This is a genomic window from Pseudomonas sp. SMV71, from assembly GCF_052042015.1.
GTDB lineage: Bacteria > Pseudomonadota > Gammaproteobacteria > Pseudomonadales > Pseudomonadaceae > Aquipseudomonas.
In genome coordinates, this window is record NZ_JBKGGU010000025.1 from 64172 (window position 1) to 84243 (window position 20072).

The following is a 20072-nucleotide window of genomic DNA, read 5'->3' on the forward strand; positions in this document are numbered from 1 at the left end:
TAGCCCCTTCGGGGGCTGGAACAATTGAAGGAGAAGACTCATGGCAGTTGAAAAAGACAAACACATCGATCCCAACCTGAAGGCACGTTGGGGCTTCGGCGGTACCTCTGATAACATCACTGTCGGTCCTGAAACGGTCGGGGAAACCGGTGGTGTTGATAGCGTCCGCACGGAACCTGATGAGCCGGCCGCTCGAAAGAACGGCGGCGGAGCTGACAAGAAATCCACCACCAAGGAATAACCCATGGCGCTCATCATCGAGGACGGTACCGGCAAGCCGGACGCTGACAGCTACTCGACCGCTGCCGAACTGGTCAGTTACGCCGCACGCTATGGCGTCACCATCCCAGCGGACGAGCCTGCGCAGGAGGCGTTGCTGCGCCGGGCCGCCCTGGCGATGAACGGCATGAACTGGAAAGGATGCCGGGCGCACGGTGACCAGGCGCTTGCCTGGCCTCGCCGCGGCGTCAACATCGACGGCGAGAACAAGCCGTCCGACTACATTCCTGCACGTATCCAGTACGGGCAGATGGCTCTGGCGGGTGAGATTCATAACGACGATATCGACCCGATCGATAAGCGCAGAGGCGCTGTAACGCTCGAGCGTGTCGAAGGCGCAGTGACACGCGAGTACGCCACCATCAGCAACACCAGCGGCCGATTGCTGCCGGCAGCGCCAGACAGGCCAAGCCGCACGCAGTTTGCTGACTACCTTCAAAAGCGTGGGCTGTTCGCAATCCGCGCATAAATGCCGGAGCTACCATGGCCTTTTACGATGAGATGGCCGCGCTGGCTGTCGAGCTGATTACAGAGTTCGGTCAGCCTGTCACGCTGCGCGACATCCAGCCTGGCGAGTATGACCCAGACAACCCTGGCGGCGGCGAGGTAGTCGTCGAGCAAACCGCCCAAGGCATCTTGCTCGACTTCACCGGCCTTGAGTTCCAGAACAACACGCTGATCGTGCGCGGCGACAAGAAGCTGAAGGTCGCGGCGCTGGGCATGGCTTGGAAGCCAAAGCCTCTGATGAAGGCTGATGTCCAAGGCAAGACGTGGACAGTGATCGACGTAAAAGAGATCAACCCGGCCGGAACTCCATTGGTGTACGAGCTGCAGGTGCGATCATGAACAAGTACGCCGGGCAGCAGGGTAGCTTTGCACTTCAACTGGCCGAATTCGCTGCGCAGGCGAAGCAAGCGGTCGACGCCAGCCTGCGCGAGATCATCATCGAGATAGGCAACTCATTGATTCGGATGTCCCCAGTGGATACCGGTCGGTTCCGCGGTAACTGGCAAATGACGATCGAAGCGCCGGCGGCTGGAACTCTCAGCACGCTTGACCCCACCGGAGCCGAAGCAACGGCGCGCATTGCGGGTGAATCGATCCTCTTCCGGGCCGGCACTACCGCATTCATCGTGAACAACCTGCCGTATGCCATTCCGCTTGAGTACGGCCACTCCGATCAAGCCCCGGGCGGGATGGTGCGCATCACCCAGGCCCGCTTCCAGCAGATCGTCCTCGAAGCCATCAGGAACAACCAGGTATGAGCCACAACATCATCGCGGCGGCCTTTGAATCGCGCCTGCTGGCCTGGGCCAAGGCTCGAACCAAGCCGCTGAAGGTTGTGGTCGAGAACGAGGGCTACACGCCGGCTTCTGGAGAGACATATCTTCGAGCGTTCACTCTACCTGCGGTGACAGCCAGCAACACGCTGAGCGGTGATCACCGCCTGTACCAGGGTGTTTTCCAAGTCAACGTCGTGGCCCCCTCCGGACAATATCGGACCGAGGCGAGCGGCATTGTTGATGAACTGGCCGCGCTGTTCCCGCTGAACCTGCGCATCCCGCGTGCCGGGCTTGTTGCTCTGGTGCTGACGCCGGTAGCGCCTGGCCCTGGGATTCCAGAGGGCAGCACTTTCACGGTGCCAGCCTCGTTCCAATACCGATCCGACACCAACTAATTCGCCCGTTGGGCAACCCAAGAACCCGCCCTTGAGCGGGTTTTGTCATTTCTGCACAGAGGAAACACACATGGGCTTTCGACTCCCCAACGGCGCCACCCTTGAAATCGCCGCAACTTATGGCGCCGCCATTCCGGTAACGGCGCTGAGTAATGCTAATCCTGCGGTAGCGACCGCCGCAGCCCACGGACTTACCGATGGCGACATCATCGCCGTGACTTCGGGCTGGACGCGCTTGAATAACCGTGCCGCCCGAGTTGCGGACAGTGATACCGGCACCTTCGCGCTGGAAAACATCAACACCAGCAACTTGCAGCCGTACCCGGCTGGCTCGGGTGTTGGCTCTGTGCGGGAAGTAACCGGGTTTGTGGAAATCCCACAGATCACAGACGTCAACACCAGCGGCGGCGATCAGCAGTTTCTGACTTTCGGGTTTCTCGCGGACGATGATGATCGCCAGATTCCGACCACCAAGAACCCGATCAGCATGGCGTTCACTGTAGCCGACGACCCAGAACTGCCATTCGTGGCCGTGGTCGAGGCAGCCGACGAAGACAAGGCAATTCGCGTTCTCAGGCTGAACCTTCCAGGCGGTAGCAGCATCATTTACAACGGTTACGTAACCATTACTGCTACCCCGACCCTGGGCCGCAACAACCTGATGACCCGGGTCATCACCCTCTCCCTGGCAGGCCGTCCAACCCGCTACTCGACGGTGGTGTAACCCATGGCGAAGATCAAGATCTCCCAGAACCCGACCTTCAAGGCGAAGGTCGCCATTCCACGCGTGGGCGGAAAGCCCGAAGACGTGGAGTTCGAATTCAAGTACCTGGACCGCCTGGCCCTGGCCGCGCACTTCGAAAAATGGAACGCCGCCCTAAAGGAACACCAGAAGCACGTCCAAGAGGATGACCTGTCCTGGCAGGAAGCCACGGTCGCCGAGATTGCCATCCAGGTGGGCCAGCTCAAGGACATCGTTTCGGGGTGGGCCTTCGACGACAAGCTGTCAGATGAATCGATCACTGCCCTGGTGACCACCTGCATTGGCGCACCCCAGGCCGTGCTGGAGGCTTACCAGGCCGCGTATCAACCGGCACGCCTGGGAAACTGACCGGCGCCGCCCGTGTTCTGTACGAGCCGGGGCCGTCCGAAGCGGATTTGGCGGCTTTCGGCATGACCCTGGCGGACATACCTCCCGTTGAGTACGACGTCTGGCCGGACAATTGGTCCGCGTTCCTGCTCTTCGAGGCGATGTCTACCCAGTGGCGCACCGGTATGGGCGGGGCCTCTGGCCTGGATTACAACGCCCTCCCGCCTGTCGCCAGCATGCTGGGCATGAAGCGGCGCGAACTCACCCAAGCCTTCCACGACATCCGCGTCATGGAAGCAGAAGCCATGCTCGTGATGAGCGAATCGAAATAACGGAGCCCGCATGACTTCTATTGCTGAACTCGGCATCAAGGTCGATTCGACCGATGCTGCGCAGGCGAGCTCCGACCTCGACAAGCTGACCGCGGCGGGCGGGCGTGCCGAGAAGGCGGCCGAGGCGGTATCTCGCGGCGCGGACAAGGCATCTGCTTCGTTCAAGAAACAGCGCGACGAACTGTCTGAGCTGCTGGGAGAGATCGACCCGACGGTGAAAGCCCTGGGGCGCCTCGATGAGCTGGAGTCCAAGCTCGCCAAACAGAAAAAGCTCGGACTGGATCCTGCGACTTTCAGCGAGTATCAGGCGAAGATTGACCAGTCCAGGGCCAACCTCACGCGATTCGATGATTCGCTGACCCGGACCGGCAACACCGCCAAGCAAACCGCTGCGGCGCTGCGTGGCGTCCCCGCGCAGTTCACCGACATTGCTGTGTCGCTGCAGGGCGGCCAAAACCCACTGACTGTCCTGCTTCAGCAGGGCGGGCAACTCAAAGACATGTTCGGCGGCATCGGTCCAGCGGCAAAGGCCCTGGGCGGTTATGTGCTCGGCCTGGTCAATCCGTTCACCGTGGTGGCGGCGGCCATAGCTGGCTTGACGCATGCCTACTACTCCGGCAGTGAAGAGGCCGTTGGGTACCGGGAAGAGCTGATCAAGACCGGCAACGCTGCCGGCACATCGGCAGACGCTCTAACTCAAATGGCGCGCCAGGTCAGCGCAACCGTTGGCACCACCGGTGCCGCCGCAGAAGTCCTGACGAAACTGGCAGGAGCTGGGAAGATCGCCAGCGGCAGCTTTGAGGGTATTACAGTTGCCGCACTGGAATGGGAAAAGGCCACCGGCCGCGCAGTAGAGGAAACCATTGCCGAGTTCGTGAAAATCGGCAAGGACCCGGTTGCGGCTGCCAAGGACCTGAACGACCAGTACAACTTCCTTACGGCCAGCACCTATTCGCAGATCGTCGCGCTGAAGGCTCAGGGCGACACTATCGGCGCTGCCAAGCTGCTGACCGACACCTACGTCGACACCATCAAGAACCGCAGTAGCGAGGTCACGGAAAACCTCTCGATCTGGGAGCGCGGCTGGAAAAGCTTGAAGGGGGAGATATCGGCCACCGCCGATTCGGTGAAAGATATTGGCCGCGAGCAGGCCCTGGCGAGCCGCATTACTGACGCGCAGCAGCGTATGGCCGCTGCTCAGAGCATGGTCAACGGCGACCCCAGCGACACCGATGCCCAAGAAGCCCTGAAAAATACGAAGCTGGAACTGGAATTCCTCGTTCAGCAGAAAAACACCCAGGATGCTATCGCCAAGGCTCAAGGGCTGAACGCACAGATACAGCGCGACGGCATCGATGCAAGTATCCGCCTGAAGGCCATCAGCGATTCCAACCTCACTAACGAGGAGAAGCGCAACAAGCTGATCAAGGAATACAAAAGGGACGTGGAGGCCCTGCGCAAGGCCAACGCCAACGACCCGCTCGTGCAGCCGGATGTTGTCGAGAAGACAATCCAGAACATCCGCGACAAGAACAAGGACCCCAAGTCGCCAAGCTCGGCCGTCAACCTGACCGGGTTCAACGACTCGAAGAATCAGCTATCGGCGATCCTGAGCGAGTACAAAAACGCCCAGAAGGAACTGGAGGCGGCCCAGAAGGCGGGCCTGGTTACCCAGGAAGACTACCTGCTCAAACGACAGGCACTGATCGGCAACGAGCGCGACGAGGTCACGGCTGCCTATGAGGCCGAGATCGCAGCACTTGAGGCAGCCAAGGGCAAGGCCAGCACATCGGCGGCCCAGCGGATCCAGCTGGACCAGAAGATCGCCGACGCCCGGGCCAACATGGTCAAGGCGCAGGAAGAGGCGGACAGCGAGCTGCAGGTGCTCGCGTCGAACGAGCAAGGCAGGCTAGCCAAGCAGGCTCAGGCCATCAAGTCCTACACCGATGCCCTGGACCAACAGAACGTCGCGCTGCGGCGTGCTGGAAGTCGTGCGGCCGATGGGGTAGGCCGTGGTGACCGGGAGAACGCCATCAACGGCGAACTCAACGGCATTGCCGACCGTGCCAACCAGCAGCGCCTGGATCTGGCCCGCGACAAGGCCGACCAATCTCGCAACATGAGCGCCGAGGAATACCAGGCCAAGCTGGACGCCATCAACAGAAGCGAGAAGGACCTGAGCGCGACAGTGCTCAGCAACTACGAGCAGATGTCGGAAGCCCAGAGCGACTGGCGAAACGGTGCTACCTCGGCCTTCAGCAACTACCTGGAGTCGGCGCGGGACGTGGCCGGGCAGACGCGCAGCCTGTTCACCAATGCCTTCAGCTCGATGGAGGATGCGATCGTCAACTTCGCCATGACTGGGAAGTTGTCGTTTTCCGATTTCGCGAAGTCGGTCCTTGCCGACATGGCACGCATCGCTACTCGGGCGGCAGCTTCCTCGGCGATGGAAGCGTTATTCGGCCTGGCAGCGTCTGCCGCTGGCTCGTATTTCGGCGGCGCTTCTTCGGCTGGCTCTACCCAGGCCGGGTACTCCGGCGACCTTTCAGGCTTTACCCCTGGCAGCATTCAGGCCAAGGGCGGGGCCTGGTCGGGCGGCGTGCAGATGTTCGCCAACGGTGCAGCCTTCACCAATTCCATCGTCAGCAAGCCGACAGCGTTCGGAATGGCTGGGGGCGGGATTGGGGTCATGGGCGAGGCAGGGGAGGAGGCAATCATGCCGCTGACCCGGACGGCCGGCGGCCAGTTGGGTGTGCGTGCAGTTACTGGCGGCGGGGCAGGCAGCGGCGGGAACGTGTACAACTTTCCGGTTGCAGTATCGGTCCAGACCACTGGCGCCGGTGGCACTACCCAGGAGGACACGACTCAATTGGGTAAAGGCATCCAGCAGGCGGCCAAAGTCGAAGCGGAAACGGCGATTGCCAAAGGATTGCAGCCGGGCGGTTCGATCTGGCGCGTTATAAACGGGAGGGGCTGATGGCAATCGAAACATTCACCTGGCCCACGCAGCACGGCGACTCGCCCGAGATTACATATCGGGTGCGTACCGCGCAGTTCGGCGACGGCTACAAGCAGTTCGCCGGCGACGGGCCGAACAACAAGGAAGACTCCTATCCGATCACCTTCAGCGGATCGAAGGCTCGGGTGAAGGAGATAATGGATTTTCTCGACCGGCACGCCGGCAACAAAGCTTTTCTCTGGACGACCCCGCTCGGTGAGCTGGGCCTGTTCACTTGCTTGAACCCAGTTCCAACCCCGGTCGGGGGAGGCGTCTTCAAATTGACGGCCACCTTCAATCGGGCCTTTCATCCATAAGGGACAATCATGCCGCTGATCAGTGACATCCAGGCTCTTGAGCCTGGCAGCGAAGTGCTGCTTTTCGAATTGGATGGGTCCGACTATGGGGCGGACGTGCTGCGCTTCCACGGGCACGCCATCCCGCACACGACTGCCGAGCTGATCGCCGCCGGCTCCTCCGCCGATGAACTGCCGGCCAAGTCCATCTGGTGGCAGGGCAACGAGTATGGCGCCTGGCCCATGCAGATTGACGGCATTGAGTCCAACGGCGACGGCACGGCGGTACGGCCCACGCTGTCGGTGGGCAACGTCAACGGGCGGATCACGGCGCTGTGCCTCGCCTTCGATGATCTGCTCGAGTTCAAGTTGACGATGCGGCACACGCTGGGCACGTACCTGGACGCCGAGAACTTCCCCGACGGCAACCCTCAGGCCGACCCAACCCAAGAGACGATCGAGGTCTGGTACATCGACCAGAAGACGAACGAAGACGGGGAGATGGTGACCTGGGAGCTTGCCAGCCCGGGCGACGTGGGCGGCGAGTCCATCGGTCGCCAAGCCACAACGCTATGCCATTGGTGTCTCACCGGAGGCTACCGTGGCCCGAACTGCGGCTACACCGGGCCCTACGTCACCAAGGATGGCGTCGTCACCGACAATCCAGAGCTGGACGAATGTGACGCCACCCTGGGCCGTGGCTGCATCCCGCGCTTCGGTGAGGGCAACCCGCTGCCTTTCGGTGGCTTCCCTGCCGTTTCCCTCATTGCCAGGAGCTGACCGTGCGCAAACACATTTTGAGCGCCATCCAGGCGCACGCAGCGGCCGAGTACCCGAAAGAGTGCTGCGGGCTGTTGCTGGCCGTGGGGCGAAAGCAACAGTACTTTCCCTGCACGAACACCGCAACCGAGCCGAACGAGGAGTTCCGCATTGCTCCCGAGGAGTACGCGGCGGCGGAGGACCTTGGCGAGGTGATCGGTATTGTTCATTCCCACCCGGACGCCACCAGCCGGCCGTCGCCCCGTGACCTGGCAATGTGCGAAGCAACCGAGTTGCCCTGGCACATCCTGAGCTGGCCGGAGGGTGATCTGCGAACGGTGGTGCCCACCGGCGAGACGCCACTCCTGAGGCGGCCATTCGTCCACGGTGCTTGGGATTGCTGGCAGGTCTGCGCTGACTGGTACAAGCGTGAGTGGGGCCTCGAGTTCGAGGCCTTCAGGCGCGCCGATGGCTGGTGGGAGAGCAAGGAGAGCACCAGTCTCTACGAGGCGAACTACCAGGCCGCCGGCTTCTACCGCGTCGACCAACCGCAGCGCGGCGACATGATCGTGATGGAGGTGGGACGGACGGTGCATCCGAACCATGCTGGAATTTTCCTCGGGCCGGACCCGGCGCTGCCCGCTGAAGATGCCGAGACTTTCGGCCCAGGACCTTTCCTCCTGCACCACCTGTATGGCCGACCTAGCGAAATCATCGTTTTCGGTGGGCCATGGCTTGATCGGACACGGCTGGTACTGCGCCATCGGGATGCCAGGTGATATCTTGGGCCATCTTCCACAGGAGTGACCCCATGAGATTTTTTGTAGGCGCGGTGGCTGTTGCTTTGCTGGCGGGGTGTTCATCACCTTCCGACCTAATGTCCACGTCGCCAGCAGTTACCGTGAGTTCCGCCAAGTCACCTAAAGCCTTTGCGCTCTGTGTCTTCCCTCAATGGCAGGAGCACAGCTCAAGCGCGACGATGACCGAAACCGCACACGGCTACCGGCTTGTGAACGGCTTCGCCCAGCAGACTGACGATGTTTTGGAAATCAGCCAGACCACAGCCGGCAGTGTCGCGAAACTCTACCAACGTGTCGCCTGGTCGCAGATAGGGCGTTCAGGATTACGAGACTCACTTCAGCAATGCCGATGACCACAAGACCGCCGAAAGGCGGTTTTTTATTGGAAGGAAAATATGACATCTGCCAGTTATGCATCCGGCATGACCACAATCAAGTTGTCTGGATCGCTTGCGCGGAAATTTGGCCGAACGCATCTCAAGCAAATCGACTCTGGTACATCCCGGGAAGTATTTAAAGCCCTTGGCTGCACCATCAACGGTTTTGAACAGGAGATCCGGCGCCTGGCGGCCGTAGGCATGCGTTTCGCGGTGTTCCGAAATCGGAAAAATGTGAGCGAGGCAGAATTCGACCTTGGCGGCACCCGCGAGGTGCGCATCGTCCCGGTGGTGGAGGGAAGTAAGCGCGGCGGCGTTCTACAAACGGTCGTCGGGGTCGTGCTTTTGGCTATTGCCTATGTGTTCCCCATGACTGCCCCATACTTGACCCCTGCAGGCATTGGCCTCATTGCCGGCGGCGTCATCCAGATGCTCAGCCCCCAGGCCTCCGGCCTCAAGCAGAGTGCAGGCCCGGAGAACGCCCCGTCCTACGCCTTCGGCAGCGCCAAGAACACCACGGCGAGCGGCAACCCCGTGCCGATCTGCATCGGCGAACGCCGGTGGGGCGGGATGATCATTTCCGCCTCTATATACGCCGAAGACAAAACGTAACCCGAACGCAGCAAACAGGCCGCCCATGAGGCGGTTTTTTTTCGCCTGGAGGAAAGCATGGGCGCAGCACAGAAGATCGACATCCGTGGCGCCAAAGGCGGTAGCAGCAAGCCGAAAGCGCCGAGGGAAGCCAGCGACAGCCTGCGCTCCACGAACGTGGCGAAGCTGCTCATTGCGGTTGGGGAGGGCGAATTTGAAGAGTCGCCCACGGCGGCGAGCATCTTCCTGGACAACACGCCGATCAACGATGCCAGCGGCAACGTCAATTTCCCGAATGTGAAGTGGGAATGGCGCAGCGGGTCGGTCGACCAGACCTACATCCCGGGAATCCCCTCGGTTGAGAACGAGACATCGCTGAACATCGAACTGCGCAGCGATGCAGCTTGGGTCCGCTCGGTAACGAATACCCAGTTGTCTGCCGTGCGCCTGCGGTTCGCCTGGCCCGCACTCCAACGCCAAGACGACCAAGGCAACATTGGCGGCTACCGGATTGAATACGCCATTGACGTGGCCACGGATGGCGGCGCCTATCAGCAGGTGCTGGTCGATGCGGTAGACGGCAAGACCACCACCCGGTACGAGCGCTCCAAGCGGGTCGACCTGCCCACGGCTACCACCGGCTGGCAGATCCGCGTGCGCCGCCTGACACCAAACCAGAACAGCAACAAGATCGCTGACACCATGCTGATCGCCGGCTTCACCGAGGTGATCGACGCAAAGCTCCGCTACCCGAACACCGCGCTCCTCTACATCGAGTTCGACGCCGAGCAGTTCACGAACATCCCTGCAGTCACGGTGAAGTGCAAGGCCCGGAAATGGCAGGTACCGAGCAACTACGACCCGATCGCCAGGACGTACACCGGCACATGGGATGGCAGCATGAAACAGGCCTGGACCAATAACCCGGCCTGGATCACCTACGGCATCTGTACCGAAGATCGATTCGGCCTGGGCAAGCGCATCAAGCCGTTTATGGTCGACAAGTGGGAGCTGTACCGGATCGCGCAGTACTGCGACCAGCTGGTACCGGACGGCCTGGGCGGCACCGAGCCGCGCTTCCTGTGCGACATGAATCTCCAGGGCAAGGCCGATGCCTGGACGCTACTGCGAGACATCTCCGGCATTTACCGGGGCATGACCTACTGGGCCCAGGGCCAGTTGATCATGCAGGCCGACATGCCGAGGGCTCAGGACTTCGACTACGTCTTCACCCGGGCGAACGTCATTGATGGGAAGTTCTCCTACGGCAGCGCCTCGGCGAAGACCCGGTACACCCGGGCCCTGGTGAGCTACGACAACCCGTCAAACAACTATGACACCGACGTCATCCCGTTTTCCGACCTGGCCCTGCAGCGCCGCTATGGTGATCGGCCAACCGAGCTGAGTGCCATCGGCTGTACCCGCGCCTCTGAAGCCCAGCGCCGCGGCAAATGGGCGATCCTGAGCAACAACTTGGACCGGACCGTTACGTTCAAAACCGGCATGGAGGGCGTGATCCCGCTGCCGGGCCACATCATCCCAGTGGCTGACTCGCTGCTGGCCGGCCGGGAGATTGGCGGGCGTATCTCCGCCGCTGCTGGCCGCGTCGTGACCCTGGACCGGGACACCCAGGCCAAAGCCGGTGACCGGTTGATCATCAACTTGCCGGGTGGGCGTGCTGAAGGCCGCACGGTGCAGAGCGTGGCCGGGCGCGCCGTGACCGTCACTGTCGCCTACAGCGAGGCGCCCCAGGCGCAGCTCCAGTGGGCGCTTGATGCCGATGACCTGGCGATCCCGCTCTATCGCGTGCTCCGGACGAAGCGCACAACCGAAGGCGACTTCGAAATCAGTGCCTTGCAGTACGAGCCGAGCAAATTCGCCTTCATCGATACCGGCGCTCGTCTTGAGGAACGGCCGATCAGCGTCATTCCGATCACTGTCGTTCCAGCGCCGGCGAGCATCACAGTGGCGTCTACCTCTTCGGTTGTCCAGGGGCTGGCCGTCGCCACCATGACCATCAGCTGGCCCTCCGTGGAAGGTGCGGTTGCCTACGACATCGAGTGGCGCAAGGACAGCGGGAACTGGATCAAGGTGCAGCGCACCGGCTCGACCAACGTGGATGTGGTCGGCATCTATGCGGGCGCCTACGTGGCTCGCGTGCGTGCAGTGAGCGCCTTCGACATCTCATCGACCTGGCGCAACTCGGCACTGACGGATCTCAAGGGCAAGGAAGGCCTGCCACCGGCAGTGTCGTTCCTGACTGCCACTTCACTGTTGTTCGGCATCGGCCTCAAGTGGGGTTTCCCTGCTGGCGCGGAGGACACCCAGCGGACGGAGATCTGGTACGGGCCCACGAACGTGCTGGAGAACGCCACGAAGCTGGCCGACTTGGCGTATCCCCAGAGCGACTATGCGTTGCAAAGTCTTCTGGCGGGCACGACGTTCTTCTTCTGGGCGCGCCTGGTGGATCGGACCGGCAACATCGGGCCTTGGTATCCCGTCGTCAACGGGGTCATGGGCCAAGCCAGCTCGAACGCCGACCCGATTCTGGATCTGATCAAGGGGCAGATCACCGAAACAGAACTCGGCCAGGACCTCCTTGACGAGATCGAGAAAATCCCCGGCCTTCAGGATCAGATCGACGCACTTGACGGCCTGTCGGCCTACAAGCCGGGCGAGGTGTACGCCAAGGACAAGATGGTGGTTCAGGACGGCCGGATCTTCCAGGCGAAGATTCAGGTGCCGGTCAACACGCCGCCGCCGAACGCGACCTATTGGATCGACGTCGGCCAGTCGGTGTCCACTGCCAATGGCTTGGCGCAGCAGGTGGCCACCAACACCGTCAACATCACCGAGCTTGAAGCGACGGCAACTTCCTTCGAGGCGTTGCGCGCCTCTTCGCGCGACGACAACGGGGAGGGCGACCTTGCCGACGCCATCAAGGGGTGGACCAGCACGGCGGCTATTGCGTCGGAAAGCAGCGTCCAGGCATCAGAAAATGAGGCAACGGCGCGGAGGCTGACCACCTTCGACGCCCAGATCGGCCAGAACGCGGCCAACCTAACCACGCTGGAGCAGGTGGTGGCCACGAACGACTCGGCGACCTCGACGAAGATCGATCAGCTGGCCGCAACCGTAGGGCAGAACACGGCAGCGATTCAGCAGACGTCCACGGCCTACGCCGATACCAGCGGCAAGCTGAGCACGATGTGGTCGGTGAAGATGCAACTGAACGCGAACGGACAATACGTTGCGGCCGGCATCGGCCTAGGCATCGAGAACGTTGGCGGGACGCTGCAAAGCCAGTTCCTGGTGAGCGCCGACCGGTTCGCCATCGTCAACACCATCGCTGGCGGGGCTGTCTCGGTTCCGTTCGCGGTGCAGGGCGGTCAGGTGTTCATGAACTCGGCGCTCATCCAGGACGGCAGCATCACGATGCTGAAAATCGGCCAGTACCTGCAATCTGACAACTATGTCGCCGGGGTGCAGGGCTGGCGTCTGGATAAGGCTGGCAATTTGGAGTTCAACGGGCCGGCACCGGGCGGTGGCAGGCTGACGATGACGAACCGTGCCATCAAGGTCTTTGACCAAAACGGCGTCAAGCGGGTGCAACTTGGGGATCTTGACGCATGAGTTACGGGCTTACTATATGGGATGAGAGCGGTAACGTAGTTCTTGATCCATCTTCTTTCACTATGCGTGTCGTGTATAGCGGAGTTGTAACTGGATCCGGCACCGCTAGCTTTCAGACTATTTCCGTGCCTGGGCTGACACCTGACAATGGAACAGCATTTGTTATTCCAATTGGCGCCTACAACATCGACGTGGCGAAGCAACTGGAGACGGAGGTAATTGACAATGCCGTGCGCGTTTACAGTTATATTCGGGGGAGAGCCCAATATGGCGGAACTTCCGGGGTCACAATGCGGCTAATTGCGATAAGGTTCTACTAATGGCATTTGGATTAGAGTTCACGAACGACAGTAATGTCGTGACGGTCGATTCTGAATTCACCCGGCTCGTCGTTTTAGCGAAGGGTACTTATCAGCCCAACCAAGAATCCGGACTTGGGTCGATCACCAGTTTTCCTAACACGATTACCAGTGAGGAACCTCCGCTTGTTTTTGTAAGGCCTTCGGGGAATAGCGGTATTGCAGGTCTTTGCTTGATGCGGGTGATCGGCTCGCCTGGCGCCTGGACGGGCTTCTATGTTCGGGCTTACGACGTCAATACGCTCCAGCCAAATGGCACCTATTTTGCCTGTGGTTTTGCCGCTACGCCTTCGGCTAGTTACGGGATGCGAATCTGGGATGGAAGTTCGAAGTTGCTATTTGACAGTGATACTTCCTATGCCCGGTTCACCAGAGCGTTTCAGAATTGGACATATGTTAAAAGTGACACTACCACACAAGGTATGACGCGAAACTACTATCGAGTAGATTTCAATTTTCCGGCCGGGGAACATATGCTCATTAATACCTTTGGTATGAGGATGATGGCTGACAATTCGTTGAGTAGATCTTTATATTGCTGGTGGGATTTCTCCGGTGGAAATTTGTACGCCTTAACCGTTGGCAGCTCAAATCCGTTTGCCTTTTTTCTTCCTGTCGTTTTCGCCAAACTGTAAAGGACAATTTCTATGCCTTGGTATAAAACTGGCACGGTTTCCGTCACCCTGAATTCGAATGCTGTAACAGGCACTGGCACTGCGTTTATTGTGAACAGCCGGGTCGGTGACGCGTTCCGCGGGCCGGACGGACGCTGGTATGAAGTCACAAACGTGGCGAGCAACACCGCCATCTCGATTGATCCGCCATATCAGGGCACAACAGCTACCGCTGGAGCCTATGCCCTGGCGCCCATGCAGGGCTATGTCAAGGACTCGGCAGATGCGTTGCGAGCAATCGTCAACACCTACGGCGTCCAACTGGCTGCCCTGAAGACCACCGGCAACTACGACATTCTGCCGGTGAGCAAGGGCGGCACCGGCGGTGTAACTGATGCCGAAGCCCGAAGCAACCTTGGCCTCGGAAATGCTGCAGTGGCGGCAGTGCAAACAAGCCCATCGGATACCACGGCGGGGCGCGTGCTGACGCCTGGTGCCTTTGGCTGGGGCGGTACCGGGGTTTCTCTGACCGAAGCAAACCTGAATGGTACTCGTCAGACCCAGCTGAACATTGTCGCTGCCGGCGGGCTTGGGATCCTCCCAGCCAACATCAACAGTTACGTGTTTCACTGGAATAACCCGAGCAACGGATATGCGTACCAGACTTGCCGTGCGGTAACCGGCGGGCCGGAATACACGCGGTATCAAGTGGCTGGCACGTGGGGGCCTTGGGACTCGCGAGCCAAGTCGGGTGCAAATACCGATATCACGTCGCTCCAAGCGATTAACTCAATCGATCTGATGGGGTCGGCGTATGTGGATTTTCACTACAACTCGTCTGCGGCCGACTACACGACGAGAATGATCGCGGACTCGGCGACTAACATCACGATTCGCTCTGCTGGCAGTCCAGGGGTGAGCATCGGCAGCAGTTTTTTCCCGAATGCGGACGGCGGAATCAATTGCGGGACAGGATCAAACCGGTTCGCTGCTGTATATGCGGTCACCGGGACAATTCAAACATCCGATGCCCGGGAAAAAAGCGCTGTACAGAATTTCAGCGAACCCGAGTTGTCAGCGGCTATGGATCTGGCGCGGGAAATTGGCACCTACAAGTGGCTGACGGCGATTGCCGAAAAAGGCGATGCCGCACGCAGTCATATCGGGATGACCGTGCAGCGGGCCGTTGAGATCATGGAGTCCTACGGCTTGGATCCGCTGAAGTACGCCTTCATCTGTTTTGACGAGTGGAGCGAGGTGGAGCTGGAGACCGAGGAAGTTGTGCGCGGCAACATTTACTCAGTCGGGGATCTGGCGTTTACGAATGTGCCTTACTCGGAATTTGAGAAGTACCAGGAGTTCCCCGCCTTCACTTGGGAGGAAACGTCCAGGGAGATAGTTGTTATCAAAGAGGCTCGGGAGGCCGGCAATCGATACGGATTCCGTTATGACCAACTTGCCCTGTTCATAGCCCGCGGGCAAGAGGAGCGATTGGCTCGTCTTGAGGCCTTGATGGCTCCCGCTGCGTAAATGAAATGTTCCATGACAACCCGCCATCGAGCGGGATTTTTTTTGCCTGGAGAAAAGTAATGACAGTTTCTGAGAGGGATCGCGACATTCTGGCCCGCACCCTGTGGGGTGAAGCCCGTGGTGAGGGCTTGGCCGGCCAGATCGCCGTGGCCTTGACCATCCGCAACCGAGTAGAGGACGGCCGGGACAAGTCCTGGTGGGGTGAGGGCTATGCCGGCGTGTGCCTGAAGCCGTACCAGTTCAGCTGCTGGAACCAGAACGACCCGAACTATCCATTCCTGAGTGGCGCGAAGCCCATCCCGCCGAAGCAGTTCGCACAGGCCCAGCGGGCGGCCGACCTGGTGATTTCCGGCGCAGAACCGGACCTGACGAAGGGCGCGACCCACTACTACGCAACCACGATGCCGAAGCCTCCCGCCTGGGCAGCCAAAGCAACCCAGACCCTGCGCCTGGGCAACCACGTCTTCTTCAAGGACGTGCCATGAACCCGCTGGGCCTGAAGGCCTGGGCTGTCGGTGTGCTAGCGGTCGTGCTGCTGGCCGTCGGTGTCACCTGGAGGGTCCAGGACTGGCGCTACGGTGGGCGGCTGGCTGACCAGGCGCGCCTGCACCAGTCCGACCTGGACAGTATCAGCAGTGCTGCCGCCACCCAGGCCAAGACCGAGCAGGACAAGCGCCTCGCCTTGGAACAGCAGCTGTCAGCCAGCGAACAAACCCAATTCAGGAAATTGAGCGATGCCCAACGTGATCAAGATCGCCTGCGCGATCGCCTTGCCACTGCTGATCTGCGGCTGTCAGTCCTCCTCGAGGATTCAACCAGTTGCAGCCCAGTGTCTGCCACCACCGGCGCCGGCGGCGTGGTTCATGGAAGAGCGCGAGCCCAACTTGACTCAGCGCATGCTCAACGAATTATCGGCATCACCGACGACGGCGACCGGGGGTTGATCGCGCTGGCCGCCTGCCAGGCGTATGTCAGGGGATTGAATCAGCGATAGGCCTGATCAACTCCGGGCCCTGGTTCCTCACGTTGCCCACGGCCCGGTCCACCTTGAACCATTCGAAGGCCTCGGCCGGCTCGCCCTGGTGCAGGACCATCTGTTCGGCGCGCTCCAGCGGCGTCGCCGGGTCCAGCCATTCCCGGGCAAGTTCGGCATTCAGCACCACGGGCCGCCGGTCGTGTACATCGATCATGCCGCCCTGGCTGTCGGCGGTGATGATGACGAAGCCGTCGTGCTCCTTTGGCTCTCGGCCTGCTGAGGGGAACTGGCCTATGGCCGCGCAGAAGATCGGCGCCCGGTCGCGCCGGCGGATCAGGTAGGGCTGTTTCTTCGGTCCGCCCTCATCGACCCACTCGAACCAGTTGTCGATCGGGGTGATGGCGCGGTTCGGCCAGATCGAACGGTAGAAGGGACCGTGGGCAACTTTCTCGACCCGGGCGTTGATTGGGGCGGCGCGGTCCTTGGCCCAGTGCGGTCGCCAACCCCAGCGGACCAGGTCGGCGTGCAACTCGTCGCCTTCCTGATGGAAGAGGGCGAGCTGTTGCGAGGGAGCCGCGTTGTATCGCTCCAACGGCTGACCACCCACGGTTTCGACAAAGGCTCCAGGGTGCATACCCAACACCGCTACGAAGTCGTGGATTCCGGTGTACTGCGACAGTCGTCCGCACATACCTACCCCTTCATGCTCAGCTCGCGCTGGTGCTCGATCGTTTTCGGCACGAAGCCCCAGCCATCGCAGTTCTCGCACTCTTCCCGCAAGCAAAAGTTATCCTCGCAGACGTCGCATCGAACAAACTTCGCCAGCTCGAAAAAGGGGCGAACCTGTCTCATGAGGTCCAAGTGCCTATTTTCCAGCGCCACCTGGACAACATCGGACATCCACCGGTACACCTCAGGATCTTCAATTGCGGGATAGATAACCCCGTTCACCCTGCGCTCGGTTTCGACCAAGTCGAATTGACTGCCATCCTCCACCGTCAGGACCAAACCGTCGATGCGGCCTCCGAAAGAGCCGTAGCGACCTTCGAGCTTCAGTCCTTGCTCAGAGCGGCGGATCAAGCCGTCATACGGACGAATTCGATCACCCTTGTTTGCTTCTAAGCGAAAAACCGCATTCATGATTGTCGCGATTTTTGGCCCGCCACTTACCGGTATGACGTCGTAGTTCGAAGCAGGGTTCCGCCACACAGGGTGCGCATCACGCTCTTCAATCTCTAGCCAGTAGGCAGCATTTGCCATTTCGTCCATGTCGTACTGATCAAGACTGTCGATCAGTCCCTCTTCGGCAAGCCTGGCGCTGCATCTGTGAAGAGATAGCCTGTACGCCTCCGGGTTACTCATTCTGAATTCGTGGTCATCGAGCGTGGATCGCCAGGCGGCAATCCTCATTGCCTTGGCTTCTTCAAAGTTCATGGTGGGGTTCGCTTATCGAATACTGTTTGGATATACAGTAATCGAGGCGAGCGGATTAGGGCGAGAAGGAGCCGACGAGCTGCCGGCCTTTCAATCGGGCGAACTCATGACGGCCAGGCTCATCTTTATGAATTCTTCGTTGAGATCGAGCGTAGCCAGAGCGCCCCGGACGTTTTCAGCGACTTCGGGCGATCCGCTTTGTTTCGCCCAGGTCGCGAGCTCAATGAGCGCAGCTTCTAAGGCGTGCTGGTTTTCAGTGATTTTGGTGAGCAGGGAGGGTAGTAAATCGAGGTTCGGCATCGGTGACTCCTACTTCATTGGAATCAGCGTAGCAGGGGGAATGTATTCCGTCGGCAGGACGCCGATCAAGGAGCGCAAACCGATGGGGCGGCTCGAGGTGGAGGGGAGGCGAAGTATGCAAAATCGGCATAGCGTGCCCGTTTGGATTGACGAATGAGCTGAGATATTTCCCTCGGACTTACCTCGAATTACCGGTCCGCAATTATTCTCAGGTATGCGGAAATATTGGGCTGCATAGCGGCAATTTGCGCACGATTGCGAACCGGAAAACCTATCGCAACCCGCAGCCTGATTGATTTCCTATCGGGACTTAAAATCCCCCGCTCGTAAGGGCGTGCCGGTTCGATTCCGGCTTCGGGCACCATCTAGATCAAGGGTTTGCACGGTTTTCTCTGCCGGGCGAGCCCTTTGTGTTTTCCGCAATCAGAAAATCATTTCCGCAATTCGCTTATTTCGTCGGCGTAACTTTGGCCCCGCGGCGCCGGCGAATGTACTGTTCCGTCATGCTTACGGTAGTGTGCCCAAGCTGGTCCCTGGTCTCTCTTATGCTGCCTGTCGACTCTTCTTTGTCGGTAGCGGCCTTTGCACGCAGATCCCGCATCTGAAACGCAGCCTTTGGAATGCCGGCTGCCTCCCGGGCGTCGTCGAAGCGCTTGCGCAGCATGCTCACGGTCATAGGTTGCCCGTCCTCCATCACTACAAGTCGGGTCGATCTGACCTTGTAGCCCGCCTTTCTGGCCGCAATGCGATCAATGACGGCCTTTAATTCCCCAATAATCTCAATCCGGCGCTTCGCTCCGGTCTTGTTCTGGGAAACTGTAAGTGTTCCATCCTTGATGTCCCGTTCATCCATTTTCAGGGTATCGGCGATTCGCTGAGCGGTCAGATAAAAAAGGTCCAGGGCGTCTTGGAGTGGACGATCGCTCTTTGCGTAGACCGCTGCGAACATGTCGTCCTCGACGTATACATCACGGCCGGTCTCCTTATGCCCCTTTACCCCGGCGCAGGGGTTGGCAAGTGAGGTGTATCCACACTCGCGCGCGAAGTTCCAGATAGCGCTGAGTAGCGCCTTTTCCCTGTTTGCCCGAACTGGCGCGACCTTTCCTCGCTCCCGAAGGTATTGCCGCACATGTTGTGGCTCAATATCCTCCAGCGGGGCCGGCGGGTCGTTGAAGAAATCGAGCAAGTTTTTTCAGCTCGCGCTTGTTGTCTTTCTGGGTTGCCGCCGACTTGGTTGGGACGACTTCCTTCATATAGAGGTCGGCAACATAGGCAAAGGTCAGCACTGATTTCGACAGGGCTGATGCGGTTCTTGTCTGCTCGAGCTTGGCATACTCCATGATAGCCAGCCCGTAATCAGTCCCCAGTGAGATCTCTTTGCGTGGCTTGCCGCCGGTGTCGTATAGGTAATAGATCTTGCCCCGCGCTTGCGGAGGCGCAGGCGGGGGATGCTTCCAGGGTATGTCGGTTTTCTGCCCATCATCCCGCCTTACGCGGTTGCCATTTCGCGCGCTCTGTCGGTAGTTCAACTTTTCCGGCGATCAGCGCTGCAGTAGTGACACAGGGCCAGCCGCTACGCTTGATGGTGTGCCTGATGCCGTTTTGCACAAGACAGCGATCTGGTTGGCCTTGGTTTTGGCTCCGGTCAGCTCACACACTTCTTCGTGGCTCAAGAACTCACTGATGCTCATATCGGTCTCCATGCCGCGCGTGGCGGCAGAAGGTGGTGGTCAGTTGGTCGGCGTGGGTTTCTGCGCGACTCCACAGCGCGCTTGAGCAAAAGCATTGGGATGCGCTGGTGGCGAAGTACAGCACCCACAAGGAGCGAAAGGTGCAGGCCATCTCTGCATTCCAGGCCCTGGTTAGGACCCCAGCCCCGAAGCTGTTTCTGTTTAAAGCGACCACTTCAATGAGCGGATGAGCGAAATTATACCCATCCTGTCATTCCTGCGCGTATCGGGGATTGGATAAAGAGGCCGGCCGTTGTGTCGGGCTTTTTATTGGTGCGCCAGGCATGGCGCGTTGC

The 20072-nt window shown here is 60.0% G+C and carries 23 protein-coding genes, 1 tRNA gene and 1 pseudogene; 20 read left to right on the forward strand and 5 right to left on the reverse strand.

What is annotated here, in order from left to right; genetic code table 11:
* Positions 1–40 precede the first annotated feature (40 nt).
* The 19 genes from ACLEJQ_RS22415 (at position 41) to ACLEJQ_RS22505 (ending at position 16330) form a co-directional block, all read left to right on the forward strand.
* Entirely contained in the window at positions 41–241 is a 201-nt protein-coding gene (locus tag ACLEJQ_RS22415) for a hypothetical protein (protein ID WP_440798550.1), read from the forward strand.
* A 3-nt stretch (positions 242–244) separates the two neighbouring features.
* Complete coding sequence (locus tag ACLEJQ_RS22420; protein WP_440798552.1) at positions 245–748, forward strand: DnaT-like ssDNA-binding protein; 504 nt, start codon at positions 245–247, stop codon at positions 746–748.
* Positions 749–762: 14 nt separating this feature from the next.
* Positions 763–1125, forward strand: coding sequence for a hypothetical protein (locus ACLEJQ_RS22425; RefSeq protein ID WP_440798554.1), 363 nt, complete (start codon positions 763–765; stop codon positions 1123–1125).
* Positions 1122–1544: an HK97 gp10 family phage protein gene (locus tag ACLEJQ_RS22430; protein WP_440798556.1), complete on the forward strand. Its 423-nt coding sequence runs from the start codon at positions 1122–1124 to the stop codon at positions 1542–1544. Before ACLEJQ_RS22425 ends, ACLEJQ_RS22430 begins: the two co-directional genes overlap by 4 nt.
* Positions 1541–1957, forward strand: a complete 417-nt coding sequence (locus tag ACLEJQ_RS22435; RefSeq protein WP_440798558.1) for a phage tail terminator-like protein — start codon at positions 1541–1543, stop codon at positions 1955–1957. The genes ACLEJQ_RS22430 and ACLEJQ_RS22435 overlap by 4 nt, the downstream gene beginning before the upstream one ends.
* Positions 1958–2027: 70 nt before the next feature.
* Positions 2028–2681, forward strand: coding sequence for a phage tail protein (locus ACLEJQ_RS22440; RefSeq protein WP_440798560.1), 654 nt, complete (start codon positions 2028–2030; stop codon positions 2679–2681).
* Between the two features lie 3 nt (positions 2682–2684).
* The gene (locus ACLEJQ_RS22445) at positions 2685–3068 is read left to right on the forward strand and encodes a phage tail assembly chaperone (protein ID WP_440798562.1); all 384 of its coding nucleotides are present in this window, start codon (positions 2685–2687) and stop codon (positions 3066–3068) included.
* Positions 3069–3130: 62 nt separating this feature from the next.
* Positions 3131–3379 (forward strand): DUF1799 domain-containing protein, encoded by a 249-nt coding sequence (locus ACLEJQ_RS22450; protein ID WP_440798564.1) that lies wholly within the window; start codon positions 3131–3133, stop codon positions 3377–3379.
* A 10-nt stretch (positions 3380–3389) separates the two neighbouring features.
* Entirely contained in the window at positions 3390–6356 is a 2967-nt protein-coding gene (locus tag ACLEJQ_RS22455; RefSeq protein ID WP_440798566.1) for a phage tail tape measure protein, read from the forward strand.
* Positions 6356–6694 (forward strand): phage tail protein, encoded by a 339-nt coding sequence (locus ACLEJQ_RS22460; RefSeq protein WP_440798568.1) that lies wholly within the window; start codon positions 6356–6358, stop codon positions 6692–6694. Before ACLEJQ_RS22455 ends, ACLEJQ_RS22460 begins: the two co-directional genes overlap by 1 nt.
* Positions 6695–6703: 9 nt before the next feature.
* A complete protein-coding gene (locus tag ACLEJQ_RS22465; RefSeq protein WP_440798570.1) occupies positions 6704–7453 on the forward strand; it encodes a phage minor tail protein L in 750 nt (249 codons plus the stop codon).
* Positions 7454–7455: 2 nt separating this feature from the next.
* Positions 7456–8211 carry a C40 family peptidase gene (locus ACLEJQ_RS22470; protein WP_440798572.1) on the forward strand — a complete coding sequence of 252 codons (756 nt, stop codon included), beginning with the start codon at positions 7456–7458 and terminating at the stop codon, positions 8209–8211.
* A gap of 32 nt (positions 8212–8243) precedes the next feature.
* Entirely contained in the window at positions 8244–8585 is a 342-nt protein-coding gene (locus ACLEJQ_RS22475) for a hypothetical protein (protein WP_440798574.1), read from the forward strand.
* A 42-nt stretch (positions 8586–8627) separates the two neighbouring features.
* Positions 8628–9221, forward strand: coding sequence for a tail assembly protein (locus tag ACLEJQ_RS22480; protein WP_440798576.1), 594 nt, complete (start codon positions 8628–8630; stop codon positions 9219–9221).
* A gap of 57 nt (positions 9222–9278) precedes the next feature.
* Positions 9279–12833 (forward strand): host specificity protein J, encoded by a 3555-nt coding sequence (locus ACLEJQ_RS22485; protein ID WP_440798578.1) that lies wholly within the window; start codon positions 9279–9281, stop codon positions 12831–12833.
* 319 nt (positions 12834–13152) lie between these two features.
* Complete coding sequence (locus ACLEJQ_RS22490; RefSeq protein WP_440798580.1) at positions 13153–13827, forward strand: hypothetical protein; 675 nt, start codon at positions 13153–13155, stop codon at positions 13825–13827.
* 12 nt (positions 13828–13839) lie between these two features.
* Complete coding sequence (locus tag ACLEJQ_RS22495) at positions 13840–15336, forward strand: tail fiber domain-containing protein (protein ID WP_440798582.1); 1497 nt, start codon at positions 13840–13842, stop codon at positions 15334–15336.
* A 59-nt stretch (positions 15337–15395) separates the two neighbouring features.
* Positions 15396–15821, forward strand: a complete 426-nt coding sequence (locus tag ACLEJQ_RS22500) for a cell wall hydrolase (protein WP_440798584.1) — start codon at positions 15396–15398, stop codon at positions 15819–15821.
* Positions 15818–16330: a lysis protein gene (locus ACLEJQ_RS22505; RefSeq protein ID WP_440798586.1), complete on the forward strand. Its 513-nt coding sequence runs from the start codon at positions 15818–15820 to the stop codon at positions 16328–16330. Before ACLEJQ_RS22500 ends, ACLEJQ_RS22505 begins: the two co-directional genes overlap by 4 nt.
* On the opposite strand, the gene ACLEJQ_RS22510 is transcribed toward ACLEJQ_RS22505, so the two are convergent.
* The 3 genes from ACLEJQ_RS22510 to ACLEJQ_RS22520 all read right to left on the reverse strand — a co-directional run bounded on the left by ACLEJQ_RS22510 (position 16308) and on the right by ACLEJQ_RS22520 (position 18046).
* Positions 16308–17003 (reverse strand): SOS response-associated peptidase, encoded by a 696-nt coding sequence (locus tag ACLEJQ_RS22510; RefSeq protein ID WP_440798588.1) that lies wholly within the window; start codon positions 17001–17003, stop codon positions 16308–16310. The genes ACLEJQ_RS22505 and ACLEJQ_RS22510 overlap by 23 nt on opposite strands.
* Before the next feature lie 2 nt (positions 17004–17005).
* On the reverse strand, positions 17006–17746 hold the full coding sequence (locus ACLEJQ_RS22515) for a hypothetical protein (RefSeq protein ID WP_440798590.1): 741 nt from the start codon (positions 17744–17746) through the stop codon (positions 17006–17008).
* Positions 17747–17836: 90 nt separating this feature from the next.
* A complete protein-coding gene (locus ACLEJQ_RS22520; protein WP_440798592.1) occupies positions 17837–18046 on the reverse strand; it encodes a hypothetical protein in 210 nt (69 codons plus the stop codon).
* Positions 18047–18332: 286 nt separating this feature from the next.
* Between ACLEJQ_RS22520 and ACLEJQ_RS22525 the strand changes: the two genes are divergently transcribed.
* Positions 18333–18410 (forward strand) — tRNA-OTHER (locus ACLEJQ_RS22525).
* 84 nt (positions 18411–18494) lie between these two features.
* On the opposite strand, the pseudogene ACLEJQ_RS22530 reads toward ACLEJQ_RS22525, so the two are convergent.
* Positions 18495–19526 (reverse strand): annotated as a pseudogene (locus ACLEJQ_RS22530) (site-specific integrase).
* 61 nt (positions 19527–19587) lie between these two features.
* Complete coding sequence (locus tag ACLEJQ_RS22535) at positions 19588–19749, reverse strand: DUF4224 domain-containing protein (protein WP_440798594.1); 162 nt, start codon at positions 19747–19749, stop codon at positions 19588–19590.
* Positions 19750–20072 lie beyond the last annotated feature (323 nt).